This window comes from Sphingobacterium sp. 18053, from assembly GCF_902706145.1.
Lineage (GTDB): Bacteria > Bacteroidota > Bacteroidia > Sphingobacteriales > Sphingobacteriaceae > Sphingobacterium > Sphingobacterium paramultivorum.
Genome location: NZ_CACSJW010000002.1, coordinates 347,927 through 366,517, shown reverse-complemented (window position 1 = coordinate 366,517; position 18,591 = coordinate 347,927). Strand labels below are relative to the sequence as shown.

Here is an 18,591-nt window from a genome sequence, read left to right as displayed (position 1 = left end):
ATTAATAAATTCCTTTTCTAATCTTCCACAGTTTAAGCAGTAGATAGCCAAATAGTGCACCACCGACATGCGCCAGGTGAGCCACAGAATCTCCTGGTCTAGACAAGCTCATATAAATTTCGATGAGGATGAATCCACCGATCATATACTTTGCTTTGACTGGTACAGGAATAAACAAAAATTGAAGTGGTATGTTTGGAAAAAGGTAGGCAAATGCTAATAGAACACCATAAATGGCTCCTGAGGCCCCTAACATCGGAATGAGGTAAGTTAGTGCTTCATTATTTCCGGTATTGGCCATGGCAATAAGTTCGTTTCCGCTTATGCCGTGAAGTGGAGCGAAAGAACCTGTCGCATTATAGAGTTGTATACCATTTACAGCTGTATAAAGAAACCAGGCACCGATTCCCGAAACCAAGTAAAAATTTAAAAAACGTTTTGACCCAAGTACCTGCTCAATCATAGGACCGAACATAACCAGGGAAAACATATTGAAGAAAATATGGGTAATATTGTTCTTGTCATGCATAAACATATGCGTAATCACCTGCCAGATTTTAAAATAAGGGGAGTCCGGATAATAGACCGCAAGATAATCATATGCTGCAGGTACAAGTTGTGATCCAATATAAAATATGATATTGATGATCAATAAATTCTTGATAACAGGTGTCAGTTGTGGAAACATATATTTTATCTTCTAATTTTTACCAAATTTTTCCGCTAATTCTTGCAATGTAAATGTTACAATTACAGGGTTGCCATAAATGGAGATATTGGGTGAGTGACAAGCAAAAAGTCTATCCACAAGCTCCGCCATCGCTGTATTGTCCAATACGGTACCGGGCTTAATGGCCGCATTACGGGCAAGACTCTTGGCAAGATTTTCTCGCTTAGCGAGCTTATACTCAGATTGATTGTTTTTGTAATCCTCCAATATTTTCTCAATCATCTTTATTTCGTCGAATCCTGTTCCTAAGTCTGCAGGAATTCCGTCAATAATATAGGAATTTTTTCCAAATTCACGAATTTGAAAGCCTAAGCCATTGATGTCCTCCAGGAGGTCTTTCATTAATTCATTATCTGCAGCATTCAGGTCCAAAGTCTGTGGAAACAAACTTTGTTGACTCAGACCTTTATGTTGGTCCAGTTGCGCAAGAAATTGTTCAAAGAGAATACGTTCATGTGCAGCCTGTTGATCGATTAGAATAAATCCAGAGTGAATCTGAGAAACAATATATTTATTATGGAGCTGAAAAAAGAGCTTTGAGGATGACTTATCTTCAGCCTGAATGGTCTGTGAGTTATCCGTCTGCAATTCTGGCTCCGCATGCAATGGCAGCTGAACAGATTCCTCCTTTTCGACAATCTGGTACAAGGAATCCCAATTGCTGGGTATGCCACCTGTTTTCTTACTGAGTCCTTCAGCGTAGCTTTCCGAGCGCGTGTAGCTCGAACCAGATTTTGATTTGTCTGTATCAAATGGATTGAAGTTTGGATTAAAAGTTACCGTTGGAACGATAATTTCATCCAATGCCTTTTTTGTGATGAGATTGGTGAAGCTCGTTTCCTGTTCAAAATCCAAAGATGGCATGATATTGTACCGTCCCAATGATCTTTTTACGGCTGAACGGATAATGGCGTAAATAGCCTTATCGTCTTCATACTTAATTTCGGTCTTGGTAGGGTGTACGTTGATATCGATGCGTGCTGGATCTATGTCGATAAATAAGACATAGAAAGGAAATGTTTCGGCCTGTAAGATATCTTCATAAGCATTCATGACCGCATGGTGCAGGTAGGGATCACGTACAAAGCGTTTGTTGACAAAGAAAAACTGTTCACCACGTGTTTTTTTTGCAAATTCAGGTTTTCCCACAAAACCTTCTACCTTAATGATGGATGTATCTTCTTCCACAGGGACAAGTCGCTGATTGTAATTGTTTCCGAAAATATGGACAATACGTTGTTTCAGCGTCTCAGCTGGCAAATGGTAGATCTCATTTCCGTCACTATGTAAGGACAGGAAAATCTGTGGATTTGATAAGGCAATACGTTGAAATTCATCAATAATATGACGCATTTCTACGGAGTTACTCTTTAGAAAGTTCCTTCGCGCAGGAATATTGTAAAAAAGATTTTTAACTAAAATATTTGTTCCGGCAGCAACAGCTTCCGGGTATTGGTTGACAACTTTTGATCCCTCTATCTCAACAACTGTACCCAGTTCATCTTCGATGCGGCGTGTTTTGAGCTCTACCTGTGCAATCGCAGCAATGGAGGCCATTGCTTCACCACGGAAACCCATTGTGCGGATAGCGAATAAGTCTTCAGCCTTACGAATTTTCGATGTTGCGTGACGTTCAAAACAAAGACGAGCATCAGTTACGCTCATGCCACAGCCATTGTCAATGACCTGGATCAATGACTTGCCTGCATCTTTAACAATAAGTTTTATTTTGTCAGCTCCAGCATCAATAGCATTCTCAATCAATTCTTTAATGGCAGACGCTGGTCGCTGCACCACTTCTCCCGCCGCAATCTGATTAGCAACATTATCTGGAAGTAATTGAATAATATCCGACATATAATACAAAGTTAAGAAATATCCATATTTACAGCGTATAAACACTGATGAAAATCAACCGGACATTCTGTATGTTCTTTAAAAGCAAAAACCTTTAATGTGTTCATTTATACAAATGAAAATGGATGGCATTGATAAATAGTTGCGCCCTATTCCTCGGCCGTCAAAGTCAGTGTGCGATATCTATTGCCCCTGTAAGACAAAGCCCAAGGAGTTGGAAAACATTCCTGCGCAATAACCGAGCCATCCCGGGCAAACAGCAGCCGTGAAACATAATACTTCGCGGCTGCTGTCTCAAAGGTATTACATTTCTAATTTTAAGAAACGTGCTGTTTCGCTTTTATTATTTTTAATTAAGTTTTCAGGTGTTCCTTCAAATAGAACCTGCCCACCGTCTTTGCCACCTTCGGGACCGATATCAATGACCCAATCAGCCGATTTAACGACATCAAGGTTGTGCTCGATGATCAAAATGGTATTCCCGCGCCCGACCAGGCGATTGATAACGCCCATAAGAACATTAACATCTTCAAAGTGAAGACCTGTTGTCGGTTCATCAAGGATATAGAATGTATTTCCAGTGTCTTTTTTAGAAAGTTCAGTAGCCAATTTTACCCGTTGTGCCTCACCTCCCGATAAGGTTGTCGAGGACTGTCCTAAGGTGATATAACCCAAACCTACATCCTGCAGTGTTTTGATCTTTCGGTAAATACTCGGTACATTTTCGAAGAAATCCACAGCGTCGTTGATGCTCATATCAAGTACATCGGAAATGGATTTTCCTTTATAGCGTACCTCTAAAGTTTCTCGGTTGTAGCGTTTTCCGTGACATGTTTCACAAGGAACCTGTACATCGGGAAGGAAATTCATTTCGATGACTTTCAGCCCGGCTCCCTGGCAGGTTTCACAACGACCACCTTTGACGTTAAAGGAAAATCTTCCTGGTTTATAGCCTCTGATCTTAGCTTCTGGAAGCTGAACAAACAAGGTTCTGATGTCTGAAAATACACCGGTATAGGTTGAAGGGTTGGACCGTGGTGTACGGCCGATAGGACTTTGGTCGATCTCGATGACTTTGTCAATATGTTCTAACCCTTCAATTTTTTTGAAAGGAAGTGGAATTGCTTTGGCTCTGAAAAAATGTTTATTCAAAATCGGGTATAAAGTACCTGTGATTAGGCTTGATTTACCCGAACCTGAAACACCCGATACAACAATGAGTTTTCCTAATGGAAAAGAGACAGACAGATTTTTTAAGTTATGTCCGGTTGCTCCATGTAATGACAATGTTTTTCCATTGCCCTCACGGCGTTTCTCAGGAATCTTAACCTCTTTTGTTCCGTTGAGGTAAGCTGCTGTTAAAGAGTTTGATTTTAGGATTTCTGTTGGTGTACCTTCGGCAACCACAGTGCCACCATGAACGCCTGCAGCAGGTCCCATGTCGATAACATGGTCGGCATGTAGGATCATGTCTTTATCATGTTCCACAACAAGGACCGAATTGCCAATATCGCGTAGGTTTTTAAGCGCATTGATCAAACGTTCGTTATCCCGCTGATGGAGCCCAATACTGGGCTCATCCAGAATATAAAGTACATTCACCAGTTGGGAACCAATCTGTGTGGCCAGACGGATCCGCTGTGCTTCACCACCTGAAAGTGTTTTAGCTGTACGGTCTAAAGTCAAGTAATTTAGGCCGACATCCAGCAGGAAGCCTAAACGTGCGCGGATTTCCTTTAATATCTCTGTTGCAATAATGAGCTGGCGTTCATCAAGTTTGCTTTCTACCTGATCAAACCATTCTTTGATGGATGTAATGTCCATCGTTGAGAGCTCATGGATGTTTTTATCCGCAATTTTAAAATGTAAAGACTCTTTTTTCAGACGCGCTCCCGCACAGGTTGGACAGGTCACTTTCGTTCTGAAGTCATCTAAAGAAGGCGCCTCATCCGATGATTTTCCCGAAAACTCTTCCAGCATCTTAAAGATTCCTTCAAATTCAACACGATATTCACGTGTGCCATAACTTCCATAAGATACCGTGACAACGATAGGCTCTTCCTTATTGCCAAATAAAAGCTGGTCAATCTGTTCTTCAGTTAGTTTTTCAAGCGGTGTTGTAATGGTAAAATCTAATTTTTTTGCGACAGCTTTCAATACTTCCGAAGTCCAATTTTCCCGGGTAGGTCCCAGAGGGGCCAAACCACCCTTTTGAATACTTAGTTTTTTATCCGGGATAACGGCATTCTTATCAATTTCAAAAATATAGCCCAAACCATCACATGTAGGACACGCACCGTATGGGGAATTGAATGAGAAGGTATTTGGCTGTGGCTCATCATAAGAGATCCCCGATTCGGCATCCATGAGATAGCGGCTATAGAATTGCTCCTGATTATCTTTCGTGGAGACCTTGATGATGCCTTTCGCTGTTTTCATCGCCTGCATCACTGAAGTCTGTAAGCGCTTTTTATCTTCACGCTCTACTTTCAGACGATCTACGACGATTTCAATATCGTGTATTTTGTAGCGGTCGACCTGCATTTTTGGAACAAGGTCCAATATTTCTCCATCCACACGTACCTTCACATAACCTTGCTTACGGATTTGTTCAAACAACTCACGGTAGTGGCCTTTACGTCCCTTAACCACTGGTGCCAGGATGTTGAGGGCCTGTCCTTCAAACTCAGTCAAAATCCGTTCGATAACCTGATCGTCCGACATACGCTCCATTTTCTTCCCGGTCACATAGGAGAAAGCTTCTCCTGCTCGGGCAAATAGTAGACGCATAAAATCATAAACCTCAGTAATGGTTCCAACAGTGGACCTCGGGTTTTTGCTGGTGGTTTTCTGTTCAATGGAGATCACTGGACTTAAGCCCGATATCTTGTCCACATCCGGACGTTCCATGCCTCCCAAAAACTGACGGCTGTAGGCACTGAATGTCTCCATATACCGACGTTGTCCTTCGGCATAAATGGTGTCAAAAGCCAAGGAAGACTTTCCGCTGCCACTTAAACCTGTAATAACAACCAATTCATTTCTCGGAAAAGAAACATCTATATTTTTAAGATTATGCGCACGCGCTCCAAATACTTGAACTTCACTTTGTTCGCCCAAATCTGGGCTTCTTTTTACTGCCATGAAAACTCCTTAAGGTCCCCGTGTGAGGGATTAAATGCAAAACATGCAAAATTACAGATTTTAAAGGAATTATGCGAGCCTATCTGACTTTTGGAACAAAATGTGATATACAAGTGATTTAAAAAAATAATGTACCTTGCACAGTAAATCTAAATTTATGCGAAAATACGACGTCAGCAAACAAGAGAAACAATCGATCGACGATATTGTCCAATTTTGGAAGAAAGAGAACTTATTGGATGAACAAAAAGCGAACGAGCTGATGGATAGTTTAGACGTGAAAAGTTTTGATTGGGGACAACTGGCTAGATACGCTTTTTGGATTGCCTTGGCATCTCTGGTCTTTGCTGTTTTTTCGTTGTTTACAGATGCATCATTCTTGGCCTTTGTGGATACACTCTACGAAGCACCTAATATCCTATTTTGCTTCTTTTTCGCTGCCGTGGCTGTATTATTCTATACGCTGGGTTTTCGGTATAAGAAACGCTATCCTTATAAAAATCTATCCACGGAAACCATGATGCTGATTGGGGTTTTCGGAACTGCGGCCTGTATCGGGTTCATGGGTAAAGTATTGGATAAAGACACGATGCACTATTCCTTGTTATTTTTACTCTCCGTGGCGATTTATGGCTTTCTTGCCGTTAAGCTCGAGAGTAAGCTGATTTGGACGTTTATGCTTTTGGCCTTGGGCGTATGGTTTGCGACCGAGACCGCCTACCACAGCAATTGGGGATTTAAGTTTTGGGGAATGAACTACCCGCTGCGTTTTACCATTTTTGGGGCACTGATAACCGCGTTGGCTGTTTGGATTCAACCCAGGTTTGAAAGGCTACAAGTCTTTCAGCCCATCAGTTATATTGTGGGATTGATTTATCTGATGGTATCCTTGTGGACCCTTTCTATTTTTGGAAATTATGCTGATTTCTATGAATGGACGACTGTACGTCAATACCATATGTTCTACTGGGGTATTTTATCCACTGCCGTGTCGGTATTCCTGGTTGTCTACGGCTTAAAAGCGAAAGATAACGTCAGCAGAGAAGTAGGCTTTGTATTTTTAGTGCTCAATATCTATACCCGCTATGTCGAGTATCTCTGGGATAATATCAATAGAGCAGTGTTCTTTTTGATTTTGGCCGTGTCCTTTTGGTTTGTCGGCCGTTGGGCAGAGAAATTATGGAACAAACGGAAGGAAGAGATTGCTGGATAACCCTTAAAATTGAATCGTAAATCCGACACCTCTATTCGAACTGATGCTTAGATTGGGATCCAGGCTTAAGTATTTGCGGATCCGGGTAATAAAGACATCCATGCTCCTTCCTGTAAAGAAATCTGCATTTCCCCATACCTTTTCAAGAATTTCTTCACGCGTGACAAGCTGACCATTGTGTTGCCATAGAAAGAGGAGAAGTTGGGCTTCACGTTCAGTGAGCTTAAATTGTTCCAAAGTATGGCTTAATAATAATTGTTCGGGATGGAATAGATACTTCCCGATGGCGATCGATTTTGGACTACTATTTTTCTGATTCCGCTTTAATATATTCTGTATGCGAAGCAATAGTTCCTCGGGATCACAAGGTTTAGTGACATAGTCATCGGCACCGATTTTTAGTCCCGTGAGCTTATCTATTTTTTGCTCCTTGGCTGTTAAGAAGATAAAGGGTAAAGCAGGGTATAATGCATTGATTTCTTTAGCCAGGCTAAAACCACTGATTTGAGGAAGCATAACATCCAGTATAACCAGATCGTAATCGGCTAGCTGCTGGAAATTTTCCGTAAGATCATTGGGCTGCGCTATCCAGTCTATGGCAAATGTGGATAACTCAAGGTATTGCTTGAGCATAAAACCAAAATCTGGATCATCTTCAACGAGTAATATTTTATTCATTTTTGTCTTCAGTAGTTAAGTTAATACAAATGCTTTAGTCTATGGCCGCCTATTTCCTTTCCACAGTTTATCCTTGTTGGTTATATTTCCGATGATAGGACAAGTGCATGCGGCAGCTGGATTTTAAACGTAGTCCCTACATTGGGTTTGCTGGTTACAGTAAGCTGTCCGTGATAACGATCGACGATTTTTTTTACAAGGAAAAGACCGATTCCCAGGCCTTTGGTGTCGTGAACATTGTCTTTTTGGATGCGGTAAAACTTGTCGAAAATATAAGGTAACTCGGACTCCTCCATGCCATAACCATTATCCTGTATACAAACCGAGAGTTTACCTTTCTGATCCTCAAAAAAGATATTAATCCAAGTTGCACCATATTTTACGGCATTGTTCATCAGGTTCTGAAATAGTGTTGTCGCATCATTTGGACTCAGACATAATTTGCCGTCAGGCAAGGGACTTAATTGGAATGCGATAGCGGAGTTGGTCAATTGAAAATCGTCGAAAATAGCTTGAAGTTCTGTACTGGTGACAGGAGGCTGATCAATAGTTTGAAGATTTTCGTTAAGTGGATCAAGGGTTTGTTCCAAGCGATTTACTTGTCGTTCAATGACCGTTATAATGCTTTCGTCTGTTGATTTTCGAAGTGTTTTAGCGGCAATTTTCAGGGTTGCAATAGGTGTTTTGAGTTCATGTGAAATATTGTCGACGACATCGTGCAGTACGGTGATCTGTTTCTGCTGTTTTCTGAGATTCTGAATGGTTCTATAAAAAAGCCAAAGAAAAGCGGCTAGAATAAATAAGGTGCTCAATAGGAGCGAAGTAAGTTCTTTGAACAATATCCAGTTGAGATTCGTTACCTCAAAGGAAGTTTTCCGGTGTACAAAAAAGGTATACAAGATCTCTCGGCTTTGGATACTGTCTTTGATTTTCTGTGTTTCCGTTTTTTCAGTTATCCATTCGCTTGAAGAAAGCTCTACGGGTTGACGAAACGTTCCATTTGTTATGTAGACAGTGATAGGCCCCGCTGCGATTTGTTTTTCTAGGTTCTTGAAGTAAATACCCAAAATTTCCTTTTTCAGGATAACATCCATTCCCAAGGGTTGAAATAGGCTGTCGACATATCGCGTGAGCTTCTGGGAAGTTTTATGGGCATTTGCGCGGTATAGCTCTTTTAGTTTTTCGGCTGTTATCTCATTTTTAACCAATTTGATGTAGTAGTCTCTAGCAATATCCTTGCTCATTAAATCATCATCAAAAAGCTTGTCGTTGTCATGAAGCTTGCCCAGCTTACTTTTCACAGTGGCAAAAATATCACGCTGTTTGAGCTGATAGGTATTGTACAATTGATACCCCTGTATGCCAATAAGTACGGCAAAAAATAACGTAAAGAGGACGATATAACTTTTGGGCTTCAATTCCATACACAAATATAACTGCTGACGGCTAAGATAATATACCTTAACCCAGTATTAACCCTTCATTAACCATTATTTGTCGCAACTATAGACACTTTTGAACCATTAAATACCGAAGTATGAAATTGATCCTATTTTTTCTGGCTTTCCCCTTGTTGCTTTCAGCACAGACCAAACAAATCGGGGGACAAGTACAGGATGCAAACAAAATTGTGCTGGCGGGAGCGACCGTTATGCTATTGGATAGCAACTATCAAGAGATCCGTGAAGTAAAGACTGACCATTTTGGAAAGTTTATACTTACGCTGGATCATCCTAGTGGATACTATCTACGGACAACCTATCTGAACTTCAAGTCTCAGGAACTTTTTTTTCGCAGCGATACCATTTCTCGCCCTTTGTTACTTGAACTTCTTCCTGAAGCAAAGGTACTCGAAGAAGCGCAGGTCGTGGGTCGAGCTCCCCGATTGATCCGTAAGTTGGACCGCTTGGAATTTAACGTTCAAAATTCCAATCTTTCAGCACTGAATAGCTGGGATATTTTGAAGCGTACACCATTGGTGATGGTGAATGGTGCGGATTTAATGGTCCGTGGAAACAAAAATATTGTTGTCCTCATTAATGACCGCAAAGTGATGCTCACGGGGGACGAACTGAAAACCTATCTGGAGAATACAGCAGGTAGCGACGTGCAATCGATAGAGGTTATTACCAATCCACCTGCAAAATATGAAGCTGAGGGAAGCACGATTATCAATATTAAACTTTCCAAATCCAACCTATATGGCTTTAGAGGCACGGTGGTTGCATTGGCCGAAAAAAGCAGTACCTGGAAGCAACTGTTTGGACTGACCCAGTATTATAAAGATGAAAAATTCAATCTTCGTGGTACTTATAATTTCGGACGAGGGACCTACGCACGCTATGAAACGAATTATGTATATTATCCGAATGAGCAAACCTCATGGGAAGGTGTCATGGATCGATTTGATACCAATAACAGTCAGAACAGCTATGTATTTTCGATAGACTATACACCCGATACAACCTGGACGGTTAATGCTGGGCTAAATGGTTATTACGGACCGAAAACCTATGGTATTTATGAAGTGCCCACCATTATATACGATAAAAATCATGTACAGGAGTCTAGTTATTTTACCACCAATGATCATCAACGGTCGACAAAAACGAATAACCTCTACCTTCAGGTAACAAAGAAGCTTAATTCCAGGTGGAGCATAAATTGGTCATCCTACTTCACTGACAATCATTCGACAAATGATCAGGATGTACTGACGGCGCTGCGATTTAAGGGGGAGGAGCCGACAGATACCCGATTTATCAGTAATAATGGAAATAAAAATCGGCTTTTTTCTTCACAGATAGATTTCACCGGAAAAATAAAGAAGCTGGGGATGGAGTTTGGTGGAAAATTTAGCGATGTGAAAACGACGAGCACCCTAGCTTTCTTTGATGATGAATCAGGGAAGCTTGAGCAAAGGCCTGATAAGAGTAGTGTGTTTGATTACAAAGAACGTAATGTGGCTTTGTATGGCTCATTGGACTATGCCTGGAAAAAATGGAGCTGGAAAGCTGGTTTAAGAGGAGAATATACCGATTTGGAAGGTATTGTATCCGAACCGGCTGATATCAATAAGCGTGATTATTTTGTGCTCTTCCCGACATTTTACATGCAATATGCCTTGACTGACGATCAGCAGTTTGGTTTTTCCTATGGAAAGCGTATCAGTCGACCATCGTATTCTTGGCTTAATCCTGCAAAATCCTATTACAATCGTTTTTCTTATTTTCAGGGAGATCCACGTTTAAGGGCGACGATCGTTCATAACCTGAATCTGACCTGGACAAAAAACAACTGGAATATCGATCTCTTCTACCGATTTGAAAAGTGGCCCAATATGGAAATTTCCCGCCAAGATAACAACAATCACCAACTGATTTTCCAATATACCAATATCAAGAAAGGACAAGGGGCTGGGATAGACTTAGGAAAGAGTTTTCAGCTGACCGGACGCTGGGGATTGAATCTGCAGCTAGAGGGGATGTATAACGAGAATTATTTTATGGGTACTGATGACGTATTGCACAAAAATGATGTGTATATCGGCAACGGAAACGTAAGCACCAACTATGTGCTGAATAAGGATGCCGGTTGGAACCTTGAACTGGGTAATACGTTTACATCGCCCACGATACAGGGGCCATTTAAAATTACAGGGTATTCAAGTACCTATGTGACGACAAATCGAAAATTCTTTAAAAAGAAATTTGAAGTAAATCTATCATTTATGGATATTTTCAAAACAGAGAAAATGACGATATCATCCAAGTACGGCGATCAAAATAATTTTTATAGGGACTATCGGGATACCAGAAAAGTAAATCTGACGCTGCGGTATCATTTTGGAAATCAGAAAGTCAAGAGCAGTAATCAGCCCACAAGAACAGAAGAGCAGAACCGTTTGTAAATCAGTTAATCTTGGTAAAGTTAAATCCTTTCGATTCTCTGTACCTATTTTATTCATAATACATTGGTAAAGGGAATGAATATAACAGCATGGATTAAAAACAATAATCCTCCACATCGCATGTGGAGGATTATCAGATGCTAAGAAAGTATTTTCTTAGTTTATTTTCAAAGAATACGTGATATTAATACCGCCAGCGGCAAGCATATCGTGTACCGAACAATATTTTTTAACGGCTAATTCAGCCGCTTTGGCTGCTTTTACCTCATCAATTTCACCTTTTAGGAAAAAATTAATGTGAATATCTGTAAATACTTGAGGGATTTCTTCGCGGCGTTTACCTTCCACCTCAACCTGGATATCGTCAATTTGCTGGCGTTGTTTTACCAGAATACTATGGAGGTCAAAGACGCTGCAAGAACCCAGTGCCATTAAAACCAACTCCATTGGACGAACACCTTTTCCTTCACCGCCGATAGCTTCCGAGCCATCAATGTTGACTTTGACAGGGGATAATTCACTGCTGGCTTCGAAATGCACAGCTTGGTTGACACGGTTTAATTTGATTTTCATCTTATTTTATTTTATTCTTTTTTGCTCGTTTAGGCTGTGAGGAGATGGGGTAATACTTCATCTTCTTTTTCAATCCATACGAGTTTTTTCTGTTCAATCTATACTAAACAAATATACAAAAAAGGCAGACGATTATTCGTCTGCCTTTTGTCAGTATATTGATCGCTGTTTATTTTGAAACAGTATCAGGTAATTTAACACCGCGATATTTTGCTACGTCAACTTGCGGGATCTTCGATCCATATTTTGAATTGATCGCACTGATAAAGATATTGGCCATTAGGGCATTTCCAATTGGCGTTAGGTGGATACCATCCAAAGAGAAAGCATTTCCAGTGATATATTTTGCACTAACCGCTAGTCCGTTGATACGGACGCCTCCTTTTACATTATTCAAGAACTCATGTACATCTGCTAAAGCTAGGCCTTTTGAGTCTGCAGCAGCTTTGATGGCCGCATTATACTCGTTGATACGTTGTACGACTGTTGCCGTTTCGCTTACATCAAGCACGTATTTGTCTTCCACGGGATTCAGTGGGTGTAAGCCGTACGGAATTTGTGCGGCATTTGGTTTTCCCAATAATCCTGTTGAGGAGAATGGTAGAACAAAATAATCTTGATCAGTAGCAGCACGAGGACCTGACTTTGTTGCAATGTAGATATTTGTTACTGGTGTCGGCGGATTTGTTGCATTCACGGCTGCCAATAAAGCAGCACGGGTTACCGTCGTAAAATAAGGTGTTGCTGTTACATCAGGAATTGTTGCCAGTACCCCTTTTCTGTCCCCTTGAGTCAGTGCCTGTACATAGCCATTGAGAATCGCAGTAAACTGAGCTGTTTCTGTCAACACAGTTGTCGGATCCGGTTGTTTTGTTGTTGGGTTAATGTTCACTACACCACCATTTGTTGCCCAGCCGAGCGCGTCGTTATTTCCAAGCGCAAAACTAAAGAAGGTATGGTTTTGCGTGGTGGAATAGTTGAAATATGTTTTCATCGCATCTGCATCAGGTAGTAAGCGCTCGAAATACATGTTTCCAGCGGGAGACCCCATACCTGCTACCATAGAAAGGTCCATACGCATACCTGGTACACCAAGGTTGTTGATCGGATCTGTATATTTGGTCAATAATTTTGGTGAAGCTGAGCGGTAGGCTAATTTATCCGTTACCTGTGCCGTCACCGGCTGGCCATTGACAAGTGCTGTAAGCGTAATATAGCCAGAACCATTGGCTTGATCTTCACTGAAAAATGGCGATTTGAACTCACCACCACCCACTTGTTTTAATTGCTCCGCAATTAAATTGGGGTAAGCCACCTTTTGGCCCTCCAAGTAGAGTCCTCCATCGGCATAACCTGCTGTCAATGAGTTTCCGATGGCAACATATTTTGAAAAATTAAGCGATCCAGCCGAAGGCTTATATTCGTCCAAGGACGGTTTGCATGAGGCGATCGCAAAAAGTGCTAACGCCGCAGCTATATAAAGTTTGTTTTTTTTCATCTTAGTCAAATTTGGCTGTTAATTACCATTTATAGCTTACACCGATACCAGGAGCAAAAATATTTGTCGCATAAGTACCCGAAAGATGACTCTCAACGTTGGTTGACTGGCGAGCCACAATGCGTTGGTATGCAAAAGAACCTGTGACGTCAATTTTCGGTGACGGTTTTACGGTAAAACCCCCAGATATCAAGTACCTGGTGTTATCTGGTGTCTCCGGATAGACATAGGCACTCTGTTGCACCGGTGTTGCGATCACACCGCCACCTATACGTAATTGTAGGCAGTCGGAAGCAATATACTCCAATCCTGCTTTGACAGATCCTGCTTTATCATATTTTTTTGGTGAATGCGTATCCTGTAATACAGGCGTATTTTCCTTGTAATCGAAGTCCAGGGACTTATAAATGTCGTAGTTGATGAGTGTGGCATCAATAGCCATCTTCAATTTCTCCGAAATAGGGAAGGCCATTCCCACTGCAAATGTGGATGGCAGCGGTAATTCAGCACTGAATTTGTTGCCCGCAGGGAAGTTGCTTGCGACGGATTCAGGTACGTCAAAATTTGCATCCCCATTTTTAAGTTTGGTGACGACTTTAGAGCGGTAACTTACCGATATTGCAAATTCGTCTTCTAAGTTATAATGGATACCGACGTTATACCCAGTGCCAGTCCCGGTTCCTTTTAATGTTGCCAATCCGGCGTGACCATCCGGATAGAATACGGGAACAGAATTTTCGAGGTCTACGGTACCAATGTTGTATACAAAACCACCCCCAACACTAAAATTTTCAGTCAGTTTGAAACTTAATGTGGGCTGAATATAGATTGCACGTAGCGAAAGGCTGACCAAACTGAATTTACCAACCCAATCTTTCCCCCAATCGACGGCTCCACCATAAGGTGTGTAGACTCCAATACCGGCTTTCCACCAGGAGTTTTTAGGACCGAATGCGGCAAATAATGAGAAAGGAGTTGAAATCTGATTTCTAGTATGATAAACAACTGTACTTCCAACCTCTTGAAATGCAGACTTGTACATCACGGCATTACCGGCAACGGAAATAGCATTATGGTCCATTTTTGCTAAGGCACCCGGGCTATAGAAAATGGAAGATTCATCTAAAAAGTAAGCAGAGCCTGCTCCTCCCATTCCCACTGCCTTGGGACTTTGTAGATTCACTTGTGATCCTTGTGCAAACAAGAGTGACGGACTTGCACAAAGTATTGAGAATAGTAGTTTCTTCATACTAGTGTTTATTGTTTGGTTAACATTCCTCTATCAAATACAATGCTAACATAATAAATGTTTGACTAAAATTAATAAATGTTGTGTAATATTTTTTTTGCTCGTACCTTTAAATGCAAGGATACTAAAAATTAAACGATCATATTATATGGCTACAATCACTTTTAAAGGCAATCCAGTAAACACGAAAGGCAGTTTACCACAGGTTGGCGAGCAAGCTCCTGATTTTAAATTAACTGCAGGCGATCTTTCCGATAAGTCTCTAGTAGACTTCAAGGGAAAAAAAATTGTATTAAATATTTTTCCTAGTGTAGATACCGGAACTTGTGCCGCTTCCGTACGTGCATTTAATAAAGAAGCATCGCAGTTAGATAATACTGTTGTGTTATGTATATCGAAAGATCTACCTTTTGCACAAGGTCGTTTTTGTGCAGCAGAAGGTCTAAATAATGTAGTGACATTATCAGAGTATAAAGATTCAAACTTTTCAGATGCTTATCAATTGGCTATTGCGGACGGACCTTTGGCGGGTTTGTTGAGCCGTGTTGTCATTACATTGGATGAAACTGGAAAAGTGTTGTATGAAGAGCAAGTTGCAGAAATTGCTGACGAGCCAAACTATGCCGCAGCGATCGCATCGTTGAATTAAGAAGGATGTGAGCGAATAAAAAAGCCTTTGTTTTATGCAAAGGCTTTTTTATTTAATATGTCTTCTTGTTGTTATTTTGTTTTCTCCAGAGCCTGCAAGATGTCGTTGATGATATCTTGTTGATCTTCCAAACCCACCGACAGACGGATGCTGCCTGGTCTGATACCTAAGTTCAGGCGTTCATCTTCCGATAACTTTGAGTGTGTGGTGGAGGCTGGATGCGTTGCGATTGATCTTGAATCTCCTAAGTTAGAGGTATATAAAATCATTTCCAAATGATCCACAAAGGCTTTTGCTCGCTCAAAACCACCTTTGACAACAAAGGTTACAATACCGCCACCAGCTTTCATTTGTTTCTTGGCCAGCTCATATTGTGGATGGCTTGGTAAAAATGGATATTTTACATCCTCAATTTCCGCATGATTTTCCAATGCCTCGGCCAAAGCCAATGCGTTAGAACAATGGCGGTCCATACGGATGCCCAACGTGTCTAAACTTTTTGATATGATCCAGGCATTGAATGGGGATAGCGCCGGGCCTGTATGACGGATAAAGAACATCAATTTATCGATAAGTTCTTGTTTTCCGACAACAATTCCACCCAAAACACGGCCCTGTCCATCCATATATTTGGTCGCCGAATGGATGACCAGGTCAAATCCATATTGAATCGGTTTCTGAAGATAAGGTGTGGCAAAGCAGTTGTCGATCGACAGAATGATATGAGGATATTTCTCCTTGAATTTACCCAACCATTCCAAATCAACCAATTCCAGACCAGGGTTGGATGGTGATTCTAAAAAGATGATTTTCGTATTCGGCTGGATTGCTTTTTCCCATTCTTCCGGATTAGCTGCGTCTACGTAAGTTGTGGTAACACCCCAACGTGGGAAGAGTTCCGTAAATAACTGATGTGTAGAGCCGAATATTGCACGTGAAGAAACGATATGGTCTCCACTTTCGATAATTCCTGCAAAGGAGGCAAATACTGCTGCCATACCTGATGCAAAAGACAATCCTGCTTCTGCACCTTCAAGAATACAAACTTTGTTGATGAATTCTGAAGTATTTGGATTGGCATAGCGGGAATAAATCATTGCATCCTCTTCGCCAGCAAAGACCGCCCGACCTTGTTCAGCGCTGTCGAAGATAAAACTTGATGTAAGGTATAAAGGAGTCGAATGTTCGCGAAGTGCTGAACGATCGACCTGTTCACGTATGATTTTAGATTGATCTTGTTTCATGATGTGTAAAGGTACGAGATGAAAATTTTATATTTGTATAATTAGCAATGAAATAACCCATTTTATGAAAAAAATATGGCTTTTGCCTTGTACTATATTCCTAGTGCTTTGCTTTTCCTGTTCAAAGGAAGGAGAAATGGACTTAGGGCAAAGGCCAAAGGAAATTCCGATCCTTTATTTGCAGTCATCTACCGCTGAATCATTTATGTCTAATGTGAACGAAATGAAACTGAGTTATCGCGGAAAACAATTGGATCGCATTATAGGGGGATTTTTAGAGATACCTACCGCGAACGGATTTGTCCCCTTTTTTACGGATAAGGTGTACTGGGACGTTCGCGTAAACGGAAATCGGATGATACTTGAAAAAAAGAGTTTTAATAAGGAACTTATATTTTCAGACAGGCAGGAGCTATTATTTGAGGGAGGGAAAATTGTCGAACGTAAAATTTTTGAAGAAGATACCCCTACCCGAGTATATTCTTATCAATACATAGGTGATTGGCTAAAAGGGGAGTACTGCTACGTCGATGAGCAACTCAGGTCCCAAAAAACATTCTATTTTAATTCGGCGAAGAACCTAGATAGCCTCGTTGTAAGTTATCCTAATTCAGCTTTTAAATCTGTTCAGATATTTCGTGACTATGATACTAAGCCTAATAAGATTAAAGGATTTATGGTGCTGGAAGAGTTTCTTCCCCGCGCCTTGTCGACAAACAATTATCGAAGAAAAACTACAATATCTGTTTCTGTAATTGGCGAGCGTAGTTTTTTTGACGAAAAGAGCTGGGATGCGAAGCTTTTCAATTAGTGTTCCATCATCGTATAAAATTTTTAAACTTTCGTAAAACAAAAAACTGTAAATCCTAAGAGGATAGAAGATAATAGTTTCTTAAAGAAGAGAGGCCGGTACATGTACCGGCCTCTCTTTTATCATAAGATTAACTTATTTTTTGACGAATTGCATCACGACGATATCTCCAGAAATAAATGTCAATTCATTATCTCGTACATCAAAGTTTGTCGTTGACTTTAGACCATTCATAAATTCGTTGTAAGCTGCGTTCTCACAGTGCATCATGGTTGAAATCAATTTATCTCCGATTTTGATCGAATTGCCTTTTTCGCTTTCGTAGGTTCCACCAATACCATTACAACCGTTGTTACCATCTACTTTGTGGTCTTTTGTGTTGAAAGTCAATGTTGGAATTTTGTCCTTAAATAAATCTTTAAGTTGTTTTCCTGCAGTTTCTGGTGTGGTCAGGGATTTAAGTTCCCAGGTGCCTTCCAAAGACGCATTGTCCACTGTGCTTGGTTTTTGAACCGTAGTCGCAGTGTCGCCGCTACCTGTTGCCTCAGCTTTTTTTCCCGTTGTGTTACATGCGATTGTTGAAAACGCCAATGCAACCGCTAAAATCATTAAATTTCCTCTCATAACCATTTTTAATAATATAAAACTTTCATTATTTCTTCAGCATCAAAAACCATGAAAACAACCTGAAGGTTCTTTTTCGTCAATAAAGACAGACACTTTCAGAAAAAACATTCCTTTTTCTGCCCTATACTTATAATTATCATGCCAATCTCAAGTATAGCCCAATGGAGCATCTAGTCGAATGCTGTTAACTACTTTATCCTCTATTAATAACGGATGGATGATTTTTGTTTGAACGACAAGCGAAAGAATCAGATTTTTGGGGAAATTAGGGTGAAAAAAGAACAGTTTTGTGTTGATATAGCATATCAATCGAGGTACAGCATGTTTTTCTTTGGTGTTGAAGATAAAAAATCGCTTATGCCGGTATACGAAAAGTTAAATAATTGGCTGTAAATAGTACCATTGATA

Annotated in this window: 14 protein-coding genes; 4 read left to right on the top strand and 10 right to left on the bottom strand. The window is 40.7% G+C overall.

All coding sequences use genetic code 11. The annotated features are described in order from the left end of the window. Nucleotide 1 precedes the first annotated feature (1 nt). The 3 genes from GVK91_RS05470 to uvrA form a co-directional block, all read right to left on the bottom strand. Entirely contained in the window at nucleotides 2-688 is a 687-nt protein-coding gene (locus tag GVK91_RS05470; RefSeq protein ID WP_153844313.1) for a rhomboid family intramembrane serine protease, read from the bottom strand. A gap of 12 nt (nucleotides 689-700) precedes the next feature. Beyond that, nucleotides 701-2,587, bottom strand: coding sequence for a DNA mismatch repair endonuclease MutL (gene mutL / locus GVK91_RS05465; RefSeq protein WP_159727397.1), 1,887 nt, complete (start codon nucleotides 2,585-2,587; stop codon nucleotides 701-703). 303 nt (nucleotides 2,588-2,890) lie between these two features. Continuing rightward, complete coding sequence (gene uvrA / locus GVK91_RS05460; RefSeq protein WP_159727395.1) at nucleotides 2,891-5,731, bottom strand: excinuclease ABC subunit UvrA; 2,841 nt, start codon at nucleotides 5,729-5,731, stop codon at nucleotides 2,891-2,893. Between the two features lie 157 nt (nucleotides 5,732-5,888). Here uvrA and GVK91_RS05455 point away from each other — a divergent pair, with 157 nt between their 5' ends. Continuing rightward, nucleotides 5,889-6,944: a DUF2157 domain-containing protein gene (locus tag GVK91_RS05455; protein WP_153844310.1), complete on the top strand. Its 1,056-nt coding sequence runs from the start codon at nucleotides 5,889-5,891 to the stop codon at nucleotides 6,942-6,944. A 3-nt stretch (nucleotides 6,945-6,947) separates the two neighbouring features. On the opposite strand, the gene GVK91_RS05450 is transcribed toward GVK91_RS05455, so the two are convergent. Together GVK91_RS05450 and GVK91_RS05445 are read right to left on the bottom strand one after the other, a co-directional pair. Then, on the bottom strand, nucleotides 6,948-7,622 hold the full coding sequence (locus tag GVK91_RS05450) for a response regulator transcription factor (RefSeq protein ID WP_153844309.1): 675 nt from the start codon (nucleotides 7,620-7,622) through the stop codon (nucleotides 6,948-6,950). A gap of 80 nt (nucleotides 7,623-7,702) precedes the next feature. Then, nucleotides 7,703-9,046 (bottom strand): sensor histidine kinase KdpD, encoded by a 1,344-nt coding sequence (locus tag GVK91_RS05445; protein ID WP_153844308.1) that lies wholly within the window; start codon nucleotides 9,044-9,046, stop codon nucleotides 7,703-7,705. 113 nt (nucleotides 9,047-9,159) lie between these two features. On the opposite strand from GVK91_RS05445, the gene GVK91_RS05440 reads away from it, so the two are divergent. Further along, nucleotides 9,160-11,532 (top strand): outer membrane beta-barrel family protein, encoded by a 2,373-nt coding sequence (locus GVK91_RS05440; protein ID WP_159727393.1) that lies wholly within the window; start codon nucleotides 9,160-9,162, stop codon nucleotides 11,530-11,532. A 156-nt stretch (nucleotides 11,533-11,688) separates the two neighbouring features. Here GVK91_RS05440 and GVK91_RS05435 read toward each other — a convergent pair whose 3' ends face one another. From GVK91_RS05435 to GVK91_RS05425, 3 genes are all read right to left on the bottom strand, one after another. Beyond that, entirely contained in the window at nucleotides 11,689-12,105 is a 417-nt protein-coding gene (locus GVK91_RS05435) for an OsmC family protein (RefSeq protein ID WP_070570243.1), read from the bottom strand. A 169-nt stretch (nucleotides 12,106-12,274) separates the two neighbouring features. Further along, nucleotides 12,275-13,603, bottom strand: a complete 1,329-nt coding sequence (locus GVK91_RS05430) for an SGNH/GDSL hydrolase family protein (protein ID WP_159727391.1) — start codon at nucleotides 13,601-13,603, stop codon at nucleotides 12,275-12,277. 22 nt (nucleotides 13,604-13,625) lie between these two features. Then, nucleotides 13,626-14,852 carry an OmpP1/FadL family transporter gene (locus GVK91_RS05425; protein WP_153844305.1) on the bottom strand — a complete coding sequence of 409 codons (1,227 nt, stop codon included), beginning with the start codon at nucleotides 14,850-14,852 and terminating at the stop codon, nucleotides 13,626-13,628. 148 nt (nucleotides 14,853-15,000) lie between these two features. Between GVK91_RS05425 and tpx the strand changes: the two genes are divergently transcribed. Beyond that, nucleotides 15,001-15,501, top strand: a complete 501-nt coding sequence (gene tpx / locus GVK91_RS05420; protein WP_120335038.1) for a thiol peroxidase — start codon at nucleotides 15,001-15,003, stop codon at nucleotides 15,499-15,501. 71 nt (nucleotides 15,502-15,572) lie between these two features. Here the strand turns inward: tpx and GVK91_RS05415 are convergent, their stop codons facing one another. Further along, nucleotides 15,573-16,745, bottom strand: a complete 1,173-nt coding sequence (locus tag GVK91_RS05415) for a PLP-dependent aspartate aminotransferase family protein (RefSeq protein ID WP_153844304.1) — start codon at nucleotides 16,743-16,745, stop codon at nucleotides 15,573-15,575. Nucleotides 16,746-16,809: 64 nt separating this feature from the next. On the opposite strand from GVK91_RS05415, the gene GVK91_RS05410 reads away from it, so the two are divergent. Further along, complete coding sequence (locus GVK91_RS05410; protein ID WP_159727389.1) at nucleotides 16,810-17,556, top strand: hypothetical protein; 747 nt, start codon at nucleotides 16,810-16,812, stop codon at nucleotides 17,554-17,556. 135 nt (nucleotides 17,557-17,691) lie between these two features. Here GVK91_RS05410 and GVK91_RS05405 read toward each other — a convergent pair whose 3' ends face one another. Beyond that, nucleotides 17,692-18,180, bottom strand: a complete 489-nt coding sequence (locus tag GVK91_RS05405; protein ID WP_159727387.1) for an META domain-containing protein — start codon at nucleotides 18,178-18,180, stop codon at nucleotides 17,692-17,694. Between the last annotated feature and the right edge of the window lie 411 nt (nucleotides 18,181-18,591).